7 protein-coding genes are annotated in these 15,074 nt (G+C 37.3%); 5 read left to right on the top strand and 2 right to left on the bottom strand.

All coding sequences use genetic code 11. The features are described from left to right. Nucleotides 1–13 precede the first annotated feature (13 nt). The 5 genes from ACRASX_RS09685 (at nt 14) to ACRASX_RS09665 (ending at nt 12,079) form a co-directional block, all read left to right on the top strand. The gene (locus tag ACRASX_RS09685) at nt 14–2,311 is read left to right on the top strand and encodes a family 20 glycosylhydrolase (protein ID WP_432221050.1); all 2,298 of its coding nucleotides are present in this window, start codon (nt 14–16) and stop codon (nt 2,309–2,311) included. Next, nucleotides 2,304–3,863: a sulfatase gene (locus tag ACRASX_RS09680; RefSeq protein WP_432221049.1), complete on the top strand. Its 1,560-nt coding sequence runs from the start codon at nt 2,304–2,306 to the stop codon at nt 3,861–3,863. The genes ACRASX_RS09685 and ACRASX_RS09680 overlap by 8 nt, the downstream gene beginning before the upstream one ends. 148 nt (nt 3,864–4,011) lie before the next feature. Next, a complete protein-coding gene (locus ACRASX_RS09675; RefSeq protein ID WP_432221048.1) occupies nt 4,012–5,778 on the top strand; it encodes a glycoside hydrolase domain-containing protein in 1,767 nt (588 codons plus the stop codon). A gap of 91 nt (nt 5,779–5,869) precedes the next feature. Then, on the top strand, nt 5,870–8,065 hold the full coding sequence (locus ACRASX_RS09670; protein ID WP_432221047.1) for a beta-N-acetylglucosaminidase: 2,196 nt from the start codon (nt 5,870–5,872) through the stop codon (nt 8,063–8,065). 144 nt (nt 8,066–8,209) lie between these two features. Further along, on the top strand, nt 8,210–12,079 hold the full coding sequence (locus ACRASX_RS09665; RefSeq protein WP_432221046.1) for a TIM-barrel domain-containing protein: 3,870 nt from the start codon (nt 8,210–8,212) through the stop codon (nt 12,077–12,079). Between the two features lie 286 nt (nt 12,080–12,365). Here ACRASX_RS09665 and ACRASX_RS09660 read toward each other — a convergent pair whose 3' ends face one another. Together ACRASX_RS09660 and ACRASX_RS09655 are read right to left on the bottom strand one after the other, a co-directional pair. Then, nucleotides 12,366–13,202 carry a glycoside hydrolase family 16 protein gene (locus tag ACRASX_RS09660; protein WP_082706565.1) on the bottom strand — a complete coding sequence of 279 codons (837 nt, stop codon included), beginning with the start codon at nt 13,200–13,202 and terminating at the stop codon, nt 12,366–12,368. 227 nt (nt 13,203–13,429) lie between these two features. After that, complete coding sequence (locus tag ACRASX_RS09655; protein ID WP_432221045.1) at nt 13,430–15,055, bottom strand: sulfatase family protein; 1,626 nt, start codon at nt 15,053–15,055, stop codon at nt 13,430–13,432. Nucleotides 15,056–15,074 lie beyond the last annotated feature (19 nt).

Genomic DNA, 15,074 nt, shown 5'->3' with positions numbered 1-15,074 from the left:
AAATAACAAAAAGATGAAATATTATTCGATAATCCTGATGCTATTAGTAGTATGCAACAGCTGTCAGACCACCACTAAAACATTTACGGAAGAGGAAATATCCCTTGTTCCGAAACCGTCTGAAATGGTTCTTACGGAAGGTTCGTACTCCTTTTCTAAAAGCACCACGGTTTTTATTGATAATGACAAACAAAAACCTGCAGCCACTTATTTATCTGATTTATTTAAAAATGCTGCAGGTTATCCTATTGCTGTTTCAGAAAGTAAAGACGGTGCCGCTATTGTTTTTTCAAAAGATGATAACATTAAACCAGAAGCGTATCATTTAGAAGTCACTCCAAAAAAAATTAGTATAAAAGCAAGTGATGCTGCTGGTTATTTTTACGCGGTTCAAACGCTTCGTCAATTGCTTCCAGCAAGCATTGAAAAAGCAAACAGCGACGAGAAAAATTGGTTGGTTCCAAGCGTTGTAATTAATGATCAACCTCGTTTTTCTTGGCGAGGAATGCAAATGGATTTTAGCAGACACTTTTTTGGAATCGATGATGTAAAGACCTTTTTAAATTACATGGCATTGTACAAATTAAATACCTACCACATGCATTTAACAGATGATCAAGGGTGGCGTATCGAAATAAAAAAATATCCTTTATTAACCGAAAAGGGGGCTTGGCGTATTGAGAGTTCTCACGATAAAACGTGCAATGAACTTGCCAAAACAGATCCTTTATATAGTATCGACCCAACGCATTATCACGAGCGCGATGGACAAAAAATGTACGGTGGTTTTTTTACTCAAGAACAGATTAAAGAAATTATTGCCTACGCTGCAGAAAGACAAATTGAAGTGATTCCAGAAATTGATATGCCTGGACATTTAAAAGCAGCTATTGATAATTATCCGTATTTATCTTGTACCAATGAAGCAGGTTGGGGCGAAAACTTCTCTCACCCAGCGTGTTTAGGAAAAGAAACTACGTATGAATTTACCAAAAATATATTAACTGAAATTGCCGAATTATTTCCTTCAAAATACATTCATATCGGTGGCGACGAAGTAAATATTCAATCTTGGAAAGAATGTCCGCTTTGCCAAAAAGCAATCAAAGACAATCATTTAAAAAATGAGCACGAATTACAATCTTTTTTCAATAAAGACATTGAAGCTTTTTTAAATTCAAAAGGAAAAAGATTATTAGGTTGGGATGAAATTGTTGAAGGTGGTTTGTCTAAAGACGGAACAATGATGTGGTGGCGCAACTGGGCTCCAAAGATGAGAGACATTGCTGCACAACATGGTAACGATATGGTAATTACGCCTTGCTTCGAGTACTATTTTGATGCACAACACGCGGTAACTCCGTTCGAGAAAGTATACCAATACGAGCCAGTTCCAGAAAATTTTACTAAAGAACAAGCCAAACATATTTTGGGTGTTCAGGCGAATTTATGGTCCGAAATGATTCCCAATTTCAAACGTTTGCAATACATGGCTTTCCCAAGAATGTTAGCCTTAGCAGAAACAGCATGGACAGGAAAAGAGGATAAAAATTACGAAGATTTTCAAAGAAGAATGAACATGCAGTATCAAAGATTAGATGCTTTGAATATTCGTTACCATATTCCTACCGTAACTGGTTTGAAAGACAAAGTGGCCTTTTTGGATAAAGCGACTGTCGAATTGAAAGCGCCATTAGAAAATATGGAGATTTATTACACCACCGATGGAAGTATACCGACAAAAACATCTAAAAGATATACGGCTCCGTTAGAATTTACAGCAACAACAAAATTAAACACGATCGCTTACCGCGGAGAAGTGGCAAGTGAAACAAAATCGGCACTTATCGAAAAGCAAACCTACTTAGAACCTGTAACGATCACTCCGACTAAAGGAGCATTAAAACGTTGGTCAGCGGTAAAACAATTTACTGTTGTGGACTCTGTGGCTTTGCCTAAAAATTCCATTTTTACTACTGTGAAAGAGATTAATTTAGCAGGTAAAGAGGGCATTGAACAACTTTCGATGGTTTTCAAAGGTTATTTTTACGCACAAACAGAAGGTCTGTACGAGTTCGCTACAAAATCTGACGATGGTAGTTTATTATATATTGGCGACAAATTTGTAGTAGATAACGGCGGAAATCATTCGGCAATCGAAAAAAACGGAATGGTCGCTCTAAAAAAAGGATGGCATCCAATTACGATCAATTACCACGAGGCAACTGGTGGCGGTGCACTTGAGGTTTTTTACAAAGCACCAAATAGTGAGAAAAAAGTTTTAAATGGAAATGCAATAGCACATGACTAAATCATTTCAAAAAATATTGTTTTTATGCGGTGTCTTCGTAGCTTTTACGTCTTGTAAAAGCACGAAAAACAACCAGGCAATTACAGCTAAGCAACCAAATATTATTCTGTTTTTAGTAGATGATATGGGTTGGCAAGATACTTCTGTTCCTTTTTGGACAGAAAAGACGCCTTTAAATTCGAGATACCACACACCCAATATGGAGCGTTTGGCCAAAGAAGGAATGAAATTCACGCAAGCATATGCAACTCCTATCTGCACACCTACTAGAGTGAGCTTAATGTCTGGCATGAATGCCGCGAGGCACAGAGTAACCAATTGGACTTTTAAAAGAGACACCTTGATGGTCGCTCCTCCTGCTGGATTAAAAATGCCCGAATGGAATTTGAACGGTGCGCAATCTTCCGACACTATACCTCGTTCTACCTATATTACCTCGTTGCCAGAAATTTTAAGAAACAATGGTTACCAAACTATTATCGTTGGAAAAGCACATTTTGGTGCCTTTAGAACGCCGAGTGCAGATCCTACTAATCTTGGGTTTGATATTAATATTGGCGGTCACGCTGCGGGTCAACCGGGCAGTTATTATGGGACAGATAATTTTAGAGATCTAAATCGAAAAACTACTGATTATGATGTTCCTGGTTTAGAGAAATACCACGGAAAAGACATTTTTCTTACCGAAGCACTGACCCAAGAAGCGATTAGTGCCATGGATGATGCTGTAGCTGATAAAAAACCGTTTTATCTGTATCTATCGCAATATGCACTTCATACCCCAATTCAAGGAGATCCAAGATTTGAGCAAAAATACAAGGATGCTGGTTTGGATCCTACGGAAGCCAAATATGCCTCTTTGATTGAAGGAATGGATAAAAGTTTGGGAGATATTTTAGATCATTTAGACCAAAAAAACCTTTCCAAAAACACGATTATATTATTCATGTCTGACAACGGCGGCTTAAGTGCAGTAGAAAGAGGAGGCGTAAAACACACGCACAACAAACCTTTATCTAGTGGAAAAGGTTCGGTACACGAAGGCGGAATTCGCGAGCCAATGATCGTAAAATGGCCTGGAATCACAACCGCAAATTCAACTACTGATGATTTTGTTATTATAGAAGATTATTTTCCTACACTTTTAGAAATGGCAGGAATAACCAAATACAAAACCGTTCAAACTGTCGACGGAAAAAGTTTTACGCCCATTTTAAAAGGAAAAAAACAAGACAACAATACCAGAGCTTTATTTTGGCATTATCCAAACAATTGGGGACCAACTGGTCCTGGAATTGGAGCGTCAAGCACGATACGAAAAGGAGATTGGAAATTGATTTACTACCATTTGAATCGCAGTTTTGAGTTGTTTAACATTACCAATGATATTGGAGAAACTACTAATTTGGCAAACCAAGACCCGAACAAAGTCAAAGCATTAGCGCAGGAATTGAGTGCATATTTAAGAAGTGTCAATGCGCAAATGCCAACAGATACCAATACCAATACCTTGGTTCCTTGGCCAGACAGTGACACAGGATTGCGTAAATAAACAGTAGAAAAAAATTAAAATGAATAAAGTGGTTCAAACACATGGAAGCATACCTTTTCTTTAAACAGAAAACACATTGCAACTGTGTGTTTGGACTTTTTTTATTATGTGCAATTTGCATTAAAACCTCATCCTAAAATTCATTACTATGAAACGTATAGTGCTACTCTTCGGTATTTGTTTATTCGCATTTAGTTGTAAAAATCAGCAAAACATTGTGGTCGCGAAAACGTACCAAGAACCGCAAGATCCCAATCCCACCAAAAATGAAGACTGGTTACTTGTTTCAAACGCTTTACAAGCATCGATTGCATCCACAAATATTCGGTTCTTACGCCGTGAAGTTCCCAAAATAACACCCCAAAATTCGTGGTCTGGAACTGCTTGGAAAGGCGAACGCATCTCACTGCAATTGGTTTTATGGAGCACTGATTCCCTAACCAAAGTTAATACTAAAATTTCTGATTTTAAATCGGATAAAGGACAAATTATCTCTTCTGAAAATGCAACAATTAATTTCGTTAAATACGTAATCACAGACGAATTTGGCGAAGGTTGCGGTTATCGAAAACCGGAAGATTTCGCGTCTTCTTTAGCGGCCGATGTTCTAGAGCCTGTTTCTAGCTATGCGATAAAAGCACGAGAAACCAGACCAGTTTGGGTAACAATCGAGATTCCTCAAAACGCTACAGCTGGATCGTATCAAAGTACTTTTACATTACATATTGAAGGACAAAAAAGCAAACAGTTTCAGTTGAATTTGAACGTTGTTGATCGCGTTTTACCCGTCGCAACCGATTGGAAATTCCATTTGGATTTATGGCAAAATCCGTATGCTGTATCGCGCTATCATAATGTAAAACCGTGGTCTCCCGAGCACATTGCGCTTTTAAAGCCGTTAATGAAACGTCTTGCCGATGCGGGACAAAAAGTAATAACGGTATCGCTGAATAAACGTCCGTGGGGCGGTCAAACGTTCGATCAATTTGAGGCGATGATTGAATGGAAAAAGAAAAAAGATGGGACGTGGGAATACAACTATTCTATTTTTGATACGTGGGTCCAAATGATGATGGATTTGGGCATTAAAAAACAAATTAGCTGTTACTCTATGGTTCCTTGGGGTAATGAGTTTTACTATTTTGATGAAAACGAAAACAAGGAAATTAAAATAAGTGCTGCGCCCGGAACACCAGCCTACGAAGCGTTATGGATTCCGTTTTTAGAACAATTCAAAATACATCTAGAACAAAAAGGTTGGAATACAATTACCCGAATTGCGATGGACGAGCGCGGTCCCGAAGAAATGAAAGCAATGTTGCAATTATTAAATAGATATGCTCCTGAATTTGGTGTTTCTTTTGCTGACAATCACAAAAGCTACAAGCTCTACCCGAATGATTTAAAAGACATGTCAGTTGCATTTGGACATCCGGTAGATGCAGGCGATTTGCTACAACGACGCGAAAACGACTACGTTAGCACGCATTACGTTTGCTGTACAGACAGTTTCCCCAACACGTTTACCTTTTCTCCTCCTGCCGAAGGCGTTTTTATTGGTTGGTACACGATGGCGGCTGATTTTGATGGCTTTCTTCGTTGGGCTTACAACAGTTGGACGGAAAATCCCTTGCAAGATTCCCGCTTTAGAGCTTGGCCAGCTGGCGATACTTATATTGTTTATCCTAACAATCGAACTTCTATCCGTTTTGAAACGTTGAGAGAAGGAATTCAAGATGCCGAAAAAATCAGAATACTTCGAGCGCATTTCGCTGAAAATAAAATGACTACCGAATTGAATCAACTCAACACAATCGTTCAAAAATTTGATAGAACAAGCAAGCCTGAAAATTTAGAAAAGCTCCTGAAAGAAGCGAAAAACGAACTTAATATATTAGCCGAAAATAAATTTTAAAAAAATGGACTCAACCAAAAAACAAACCGCCTTTTCTGTACTTTATTATAAATATAGGATGAACCAACAGAAAATAAAAAACCAGTTTTCTTTGAGAAAGCAATTCCTTTCTATCCTATTTATTTTCGGTAGTAGCGTAGGATTTGCTCAAAATACAGCAATCAATCCCACTCCACAAGTCGTAACGATAACCAGTGAAATTGCGCTTCCAACGCAATTTAATGTGCAACAAAAGAATACCGATAAAGCAACTAGTGCCTTACTTTCGTCATTTTTTACAGCTAAAAACACAGCGCGTACTGGTTTTACTATCAATATAGGAGATATCAAGAGTAAGTTCTCAAAAAATCTAATTAAAAAAGTACCCACAAAACCAGAGAGTTATTATATCTCCAGTTCTAAAAAAGAACTTACAGTAATTGGTAGCGATGCTAGAGGCACGTATTATGGTGCACAAACTTTACTCGCTTTACTGCAAGCGAACAAAATGCCAATGGGCGAAATTATCGATTTTCCAGATGTTACGGCACGTGGCGTTGTTGAAGGTTTTTACGGAACGCCTTGGAGTTTTGAACACCGCATTCGTCAATTGGATTTTTACGGCGCAAACAAATTAAATACTTATATATACGGTCCAAAAGACGATCCGTACCACAGTTCTCCGAATTGGAGAAAACCGTATCCTGAAAACGAAGCGATTCAATTAAAAAAACTAATTGACAGAGCCGAAATGAATCACGTTGATTTTGTTTGGGCCATACATCCCGGACAAGATATTCACTGGAATGATACAGATCGAGCGGCTTTATTGCATAAATTTGGACTGATGTACGATTTAGGAATACGTTCTTATGCGGTATTTTTTGATGATATTTCAGGCGAAGGAACCAATCCGAGTCAACAAGCTCAATTGTTAAATTACATCAATACTGAATTTGTAAAGATAAAGAAGGATGTAAAACCTCTGATCATGTGTCCTACAGAATATAACAAAAGTTGGTCGGATCCGAAAAATGGATATCTCGTAACTTTAGGTAAAGAATTGGATCCTTCTGTTCGAATTATGTGGACAGGAAATCGTGTGATTGCCGATATTGATCAAGAAACGATGCAATGGATCAATTCGAAGATTCAAAGAGAAGCTTTTATTTGGTGGAATTTCCCCGTTTCAGATTACGTTAGAAACCACCTGCTTTTAGGTCCAACTTACGGAAACGCAACAAATATCGCCAACTCCGTTTCTGGTTTTGTTTCTAACCCAATGGAACATGCCGAAGCATCTAAAATTGCCATTTATGGTGTGGCTGATTATTCTTGGAACATGTCCAATTATGACGCGGACAAAAAATGGTTGAGCGCTTTAAAAGTAGTGATGCCAGAAAGTTATAAAGCCCTAGAAATTTTCGCTCGTCACAATAGTGACTTAGGTCCAAACGGTCATTTGTACCGACGCGTAGAATCGGTGAATTTTAAACCGCAAGCCGATTTATTTCTTAAAAATTTAGAAGCCAATCAAACCATTATAAACTTTGAAAGCATTCAAAATGAATTTCAAGCGATGGTCGAAGCTTCGGATGTTTTATTAAACAGTACTGATAATCCAGTGCTTTTGACTGAAATTCGTGCGTGGGTAGAACAGTTTAAATTGCAAGGACAATCGGGTCTTGCGATGTTGCAAATGTACAAAGCGTTACAAGCTAAAAATACTGCTGATTTTGAACTGAGTTACCAAGCCATTAAAGCTATTAAAGCACAAATGTATACGATCGATCATACCGAAAATCAGAATCCGTACCAACCCGGAATACAAACCGCTACTTTGGTTGTTGCTCCTTTAATCGATATTGGTTTTGCTTATATGACTAATGCTTACAACAAAGAGTTTCATACCAAGTTAGAAGTAGAAGCCAATTACAATCCACATTCTTTATATACTTCTATTGCACAATTGAATAACCAACAAATTAGGTTGCAAGACCGAACGCTTTCTCTAAATCCGCCTTTGGAAGTGATTCAAATTGCGCCAGCTGCATACTTTGGTTTTGAATTGAAAGAAGTGAGTAACGTCAAGAAAATTGCTTATAAACTAACTCCTTCGTCTGTTTATGAAAGTTTACAATTAGAAGTTTCTAGCAATGGAACCGATTGGAAAACGCTGCAAACTAAAGAAGACAAAGCGATCAGGAACGCTTCAGTGGATCAAGCGGTGAAATTCATTCGCATTAGCAACAAATCTAAAGAAAACGTGGAAGCTAAGATTGGACAATTTACCGTTACAGTAAAGTAAAAAAACGACTCGCTTCAGTAAATAACATAAGGCTAGGTGGAAAAATTATAATTTTCCTAAAACACCTTAAATTATAAAATCAAAGGGGTATTTCTAGGTATTAAAAGCCGTTTTTTACATATAAAGGGAATAATAAATCAAAATATGACAACAATTAGAACTCGGTCCATCAAACCCATTGCACGTTTTTTGTTTGCAATAACTTCGATTGTAACTGTAAATAATCTTCACGCTCAAGGCGGAACTAAAAAGGGAACTGAAAAAGCAGAATCATCGGAAAGTCTTCAAGTGATTTCTGCAAAAAAAATAAATAGCACGACTGTAGAAGTGTCTTTTCCTAACAATGAGAAAATGCTTCTTGATTTTTATGGGAATACTATTTTCAGACTTTTTCAAGACAATTCGGGAAAAGGAATGCGTGCTCCAAAAGCAGAACCTGAAGCTCAGATATTGGTAGATAATCCGAGAAGAGCCGTCTCCAATTTAAACGTTACTGACCAACAAAATGAAATATCTATTTCTACAGAAAAAATAACGGTCGTTTTTAATAAGCAAACTGCCTTGTTTAAAATTCTGGATGCGCAAAAGCAATCCGTTATTGTAGAAGAAACAGCACTACCTGTTTTTGAGGAAAAGGAAGTTTCGATCCGTTTAAAAGAAAATACAAACGAATATTTCTACGGCGGAGGCGTTCAAAACGGACGATTTTCTCATAAGGGAAATGTCATTGCTATCGAAAACCAAAACAATTGGACCGATAGCGGAGTGGCCTCTCCTAACCCATTTTTTTGGTCGACCAAAGGATACGCGGTGATGTGGTACACCTTTAAAAAAGGAATTTACGATTTTGGAAGTAAAGAATCTGGAACCGTCAAACTATCACACAGTACGGATTATCTAGACGTTTTCTTTATGATAAATGATACTCCTACTGCCTTGCTGAATGATTTTCACCAATTAACTGGAAACCCTGTATTAATTCCAAAATTTGGTTTTTACGAAGGACATTTGAATGCTTACAATCGCGATTATTGGGCTGAAGATGAAAAAGGAATTTTATTTGAAGACGGCAAACGCTACAAGGAAAGTCAAAAAAATAATACGGGAATCAAAGAATCCCTTAATGGAGAATTTAAGAATTACCAATTTTCAGCGAGAGCTGTTATTGACCGTTATAAAAGTAATGATATGCCTTTGGGATGGATTCTTCCAAATGATGGCTATGGTGCAGGTTATGGACAAACCGAAACTTTGGATGGCAACATTAAAAACCTAAAAACCTTTGGCGATTACGCTCGGAAAAATGGCGTAGAAATTGGTTTATGGACCCAATCCGACTTGCATCCAATTGACAGCATTAGCGCTTTATTGCAACGTGATATTGTTAAAGAAGTACGCCATGCTGGCGTACGCGTATTAAAAACCGATGTGGCTTGGGTGGGCCCTGGCTATTCGTTCGGACTTAATGGTGTTGCCGATGCCGCAACGATCATGTCTAAATATGGTAATACGGCAAGGCCATTTATCATTTCTTTAGATGGTTGGGCCGGTACGCAACGCTATGCAACCATTTGGTCTGGCGATCAAACCGGTGGCTCTTGGGAATACATTCGTTTTCACATACCGACCTATATTGGTTCTGGATTATCGGGACAACCGAATATTTCATCGGATATGGATGGTATTTTTGGAGGAAAAAAACCAATCATCAACACCCGTGATTTCCAATGGAAAACTTTTACACCCCTGCAATTGAACATGGATGGTTGGGGATCTAACGAAAAATATCCGCACGCCTTGGCAGAACCGACAGCTTCTATCAATAGAAATTATTTGAAATTAAAGTCCGAACTTTTACCTTATTCCTATAGTATTGCAAAAGAAGCGGTTGATGGAAAGCCGATGATCAGACCGATGTTTATGGAGTCTAAAAATACGTATACTGAAGGTAAGGCAACGCAATACCAATTTATGTACGGACCCTATTTCTTAGTTGCTCCTATTTACCAAGCAACGGCATCAGACGAAGAAGGAAATGACATTCGCAACGGTATTTATTTACCCGAAGGGACTTGGATCGATTATTTTAATGGAGAAATCTACGAAGGAAATCGCATCATCAATAACTTCGACAGTCCGATTTGGAAACTTCCAGTTTTGGTGAAAATTGGTGCTATTATTCCGATGGTAAATCCGAATAACAATGTATCGGAAATCAATAAAAAACTGCGCATTTACGAAATATATCCTGCTGGAAAATCGTCGTTTACACAATACGATGACGACGGTATTTCTGAAGCCTACAAATTGGGCGCTGGAGCACATACTTTGATCACATCAGAAGTAGACCGTAAAAACACCGTTCACGTTATGGTACAGCCAACCACAGGAACGTTTAACGGTTTTATTCCCGAAAAAGCAACTCAATTTGTAGTCAACGTTACCGAAAAACCAAAAGCGATTGTTGCCAAAATAGGAAACAAAAAAGTAAAACTTGCTGAAGTAACTTCGATGGCGGATTTTGAATCGAAAGAGAATGTTTACTTCTTCAATGCAGCCCCAAACTTGAATCAATTTGCAACAAAAGGAAGTGATTTTGAAAGCGTGAAAATTGTAAAAAATCCGCAAGTAATCGTAAAAGTGGCTTCGACCGATATTACTAAAAATAGCGTGAACTTGGAAATTAAAGGATTTCAGTTTTCACCAGCAGATTCTTATCATAAATCTTCAGGCCCTTTAACTGCTCCAGAAAATGCGCAAACGGCGGAAGAAAATGCTACAGCCTATACTTTAAAACCAACATGGAATAAAGTGACCAATGCTGATTTTTACGAAGTGGAATTTAACGGCATGTTGTATTCTACTATAAAAAATACCTCGTTAGTATTTGATGCTTTACAACCAGAAACTACGTACTCATTTAAAGTACGAGCAGTAAATAAATCGGGTAATTCTGATTGGACAGATTTTACAGCAACTACACAAAGTAATCCGCTCGAATTTGCGATCAAGGACATTACTGCCAAAGTTTCGGTGGCAGATCAAGATGGCGCGCAAGTGGCCAATTTATTTGACTTTGATGAAAGTACGGGCTGGCACACGAGTTGGGATTTGAAAGCAGTACCATTTGAAATGGTGATTGATTTAAATACCATCAACCAATTGGATAAATTGCAATATATGCCAAGAACGGGCGGCGGAAACGGAAACATCTTAAAAGGTAAAATTTACTACAGTCACGACAGAACCAACTGGACCGAAGCGGGTGCTTTTAATTGGAAAAATAATGATGCCGTAAAAGCCTTTGCATTTGATACGCATCCAACGGTGCGCTACGTAAAACTTGCCGTAGATACTGCGGTTGGTAACTTTGGTTCGGGAAGTGAATTGTATATTTTTAAAGTCGAAGGTACTGAAAGTTACCGTCCTGGAGACATCAACAACGACCGTTTAATTGACCGAAACGACCTTACTTCTTACATCAATTACATGGGATTAAAACTAGGTGATGCCGATTTTGAAGGTTATGTGAGCAATGGCGATGTCAATAAAAACAACCGAATTGATGCCTACGACATTTCGGTAGTTGCGACGCGCATAGACGGTGGTGTTAAAAATACCGATTTGGCTAAAGTGGCTGGTAACCTTACCCTTTCAACTAAAAAGAAAACCTACGCTAAAGATGAGATTATAGAAGTCCTAGTTTATGGTAAAAACTTAAAAGATGTGAATGCTTTGAGTTTTGCATTGCCCTACAAAGAATCAAGTTATAAATTTCTACAAATTGACCCTGTAAACACTTTAAAAATGGAGAATGTAACCAGCGACAGATTGCATTCTAACAGAGAAAAAGTATTGTATCCCACTTTTGTAAACTTAGGAAACCAAGAAACTCTAGAAGGTTCAAAAGAACTGTTTGTCATTAAATTCAGAGCCAACCAAAACCTGACTTTCAGTTTAAAAGTAATTGAAGGGATATTGGTAGATAAAAATTTGAATACGGAGAAATTTTAAACAACGATTTCTTTTACTAAAAAGGACCATATCACTATTGACATGGTCCTTTTTTTATTTCTTTAGTATTCTTAAACAACTTGCTTAGAATATCTCAAAAAATAATTGGTAAAAAAAATAAATTTTTCTACCAATTATTTTGGCTTATAAAGATTATTAAGTATTTCAATCCGTGACTAAAAAGTTTTAAAAATTAAAGCACGGTAAACTAACAACTAAACTCTTGTCTAACACTTTAAGTCCTGAATTATGAATCTATAAGTCTTTTCGTGATATTGATTTTGAACTACTTCACTAATTCCCACACCTTCACATAATCCACAGCCATTTCGTATGGAAAATTATCGGTAGATGTTACGTAACCCGGCCAAAAAGTACTACCCGATTGGCCTTTGTCTGCGCAAGCATGATTTAAAATAATATAATAATCGGTTTCAAAAGGCCAGCGTTTTGCGAAGTCGTCTTTTGATTCATGTACAGCAGTTAATTTCTCGTTTACATAAAACTCTATCCGATTTGGTGATTTTATTACACTGTACGTATTGTATTCTGATGGTGCTATTTCTTGCGTAATTCCAGACGAAATGTGTTTCGCAGCTCCATCACTCTGATGCACTACTTGATGTACAAAATTGTCCGTATTAAGCCGTTCCATAATATCCATTTCTCCACCATTAGGCCAACCCGGATAGATACCATTTTGCGGCATTAACCAGATCGCTGGCCATCCTCCCTGACCTGCACTATTAAATTTTGCGCGGACTTCAATTTTTCCATACTTAAAACTAAATTTATCTTTCGTTTGTATGGCTCCGGTCTCAGGGAGATCGGTTTCTTTATTCCAACGTGCCTTCATGTGCAGATTACCATTCTTTACTTCCGCCAATTTAGCATCATCCATTACAAAGCGACTCCACGGCGATTTTCCGTTTTTTACATCATAACTTGTCCAATGATTTTTATCGTATGCATTGCCTTTAAACTCATCCTCAAAAATTAGTCTGTATTTAGAGGCAAGCTGTTGATCTGCTGTTTTTTTATTGCTAGAACACGACAAAAGTACACAGCTCACAAAACCGATCAGAAAGATGCTTTGTATATTTTTTATTTTATATGCTTTCATTTTTTATTTTTTTTAGAATTTCTTCTCCTAATCTTATTGTCTACGAAAAGGAAACTTTTATTTAGTATTTACCCCCGTAATTGCGAAGGAACTTAGAAGCTATAATTCACTGTAACCATTTTAGAAACTAATAAAAAAAGGCTATCCAAAAATTTGGACAGCCCTAGATTATATCTTGGGCGCTACCCCCAGCAATTTGTTATTTTACAATTAATTTTTCAGATTTTCTAAAGTTCTTTGCGACCTACATTATCCTTATAAATTTGAATATAATGGTTGTCTAAAGTTTCTGAATCTTTATATTTTTTACGCGTTTCCTTCAATTTTTGTTTCATTTCGCGAACCACTTTAGCGTAAGCAGGATCGTTAATTACGTTATTAATTTCTTGAGGATCTTTTTTACGATCGTACAATTCCCATTCATTCACATCGTAATAAAAGTGAATTAATTTGAATTCTTTGGTCGCAATACCGTAATGTCTTTTTACTGCATGTTCAGCAGGATATTCGTAATAATGATAATAAATTGCATCTCTATTCCATGTCTCTTTTTTACCTGTTAACAACGGAATTAAACTTTCCCCTTGCATCTCCGCAGGCGCTACTACTCCAGCGGCATCAAGAAACGTTTGTGCAAAATCCAAATTTTGTACCATTTCATCTTCCGTAGTTCCTGCAGTAATTTTATTAGGCCATTTAATTAATAATGGCGTTTTAAACGATTCGTTGTACATAAAACGCTTATCAAACCAACCGTGTTCTCCGAGATAAAAACCTTGATCTGATGTATACACTACAATGGTGTTATCGGCTAATTTTTCTTCATCCAAATAATCCAAAACTCGACCAACATTATCATCAACAGAAGCTATCGTTGCTAAATAATCTTGCATATAGCGTTGGTATTTCCAAACGGTAAGAGTCGAATCATTCATTGTTGGATATCTTTTCTTGAAATCTTCATTGATTGGTCCATACACCTCATCCCATTGCGCACGTTGTTCGGCTGACATTCTACCTAAACTTTCACCTAGATCATTCCAATCGGTTAAGCCCAATTCTTTCATTGTTTTAGGCGTTAGCTTATTGTCGTTTACGAGCGACATGTGCTTTAAAATTCCCATTTCAGCAGTTTTAGCTGCAGAACCACGTGTTTTGTAATCGTCAAAAAGTGTTTCAGGTAATGGAAATGTTTTTTTGGTATATTCTGTATAATATTTTTGGGTCGGCAACCAAGCTCTGTGCGGTGCTTTGTGCAAATACATTAACATAAAAGGTTTGTTTGGATCTCTCCGGTTTTTCATCCAATCTAATGTAAGATCAGTAGTAATATCAGTCACATATCCTTTGATTATAGTATCTCCTTTTTCAGAAATAAATTTTGGATTGTAATATTCTCCTTGACCTGGTAAAATCATAAATTCATCAAAGCCTTTTGGATTGTTTCCAAAGTGCAATTTGCCAAACATGGCTGTTTGATAGCCTGCTTTTTGAAGAATTTGTGGAAAGGTAACATTGTTCGTATCGAATTCGCTTAAATTATCTATTTTGCCATTGATGTGACTGTGTTTTCCGGTAAGAATTACAGCTCTAGACGGCGCACAAATAGAATTAGTTACACTAGCATTGGTAAATAACATTCCTTCTTTGGCAATACGATCGATGTTTGGCGTTTGGATCAGTTTATCGCTGTACGCACTAATGGCCTGATAGCCGTGATCATCAGACATGATGAAAATGATATTCGGTCTTTCAGTGATCGTTTGCACTTTTTGTGCAACTTCATTTTTTACTTTACATCCTGTAGCCAGAACTGTAAAAATAAAAAGGGGTGCTAATTTGGTTAATTTCATACTTTATTTGTTTTGAATT

The sequence above is a fragment of the Flavobacterium sp. TMP13 genome (assembly GCF_050847115.1).
In the GTDB taxonomy this organism is placed as follows: domain Bacteria; phylum Bacteroidota; class Bacteroidia; order Flavobacteriales; family Flavobacteriaceae; genus Flavobacterium.
The sequence above is the reverse complement of the archived record's forward strand: the minus strand, read 5'-3'. Positions and strand labels throughout refer to the sequence as shown.

What these genes read in the sequence shown, in the direction of transcription:
- ACRASX_RS09685 (WP_432221050.1), top strand. Translation starts at nt 14, where the DNA reads ATGAAATATTATTCGATAATCCTGATGCTATTAGTAGTATGCAACAGC.
- ACRASX_RS09680 (WP_432221049.1), top strand. Translation starts at nt 2,304, where the DNA reads ATGACTAAATCATTTCAAAAAATATTGTTTTTATGCGGTGTCTTCGTA.
- ACRASX_RS09675 (WP_432221048.1), top strand. Translation starts at nt 4,012, where the DNA reads ATGAAACGTATAGTGCTACTCTTCGGTATTTGTTTATTCGCATTTAGT.
- ACRASX_RS09665 (WP_432221046.1), top strand. Translation starts at nt 8,210, where the DNA reads ATGACAACAATTAGAACTCGGTCCATCAAACCCATTGCACGTTTTTTG.
- ACRASX_RS09660 (WP_082706565.1), bottom strand. Translation starts at nt 13,202, where the DNA reads ATGAAAGCATATAAAATAAAAAATATACAAAGCATCTTTCTGATCGGT.
- ACRASX_RS09655 (WP_432221045.1), bottom strand. Translation starts at nt 15,055, where the DNA reads ATGAAATTAACCAAATTAGCACCCCTTTTTATTTTTACAGTTCTGGCT.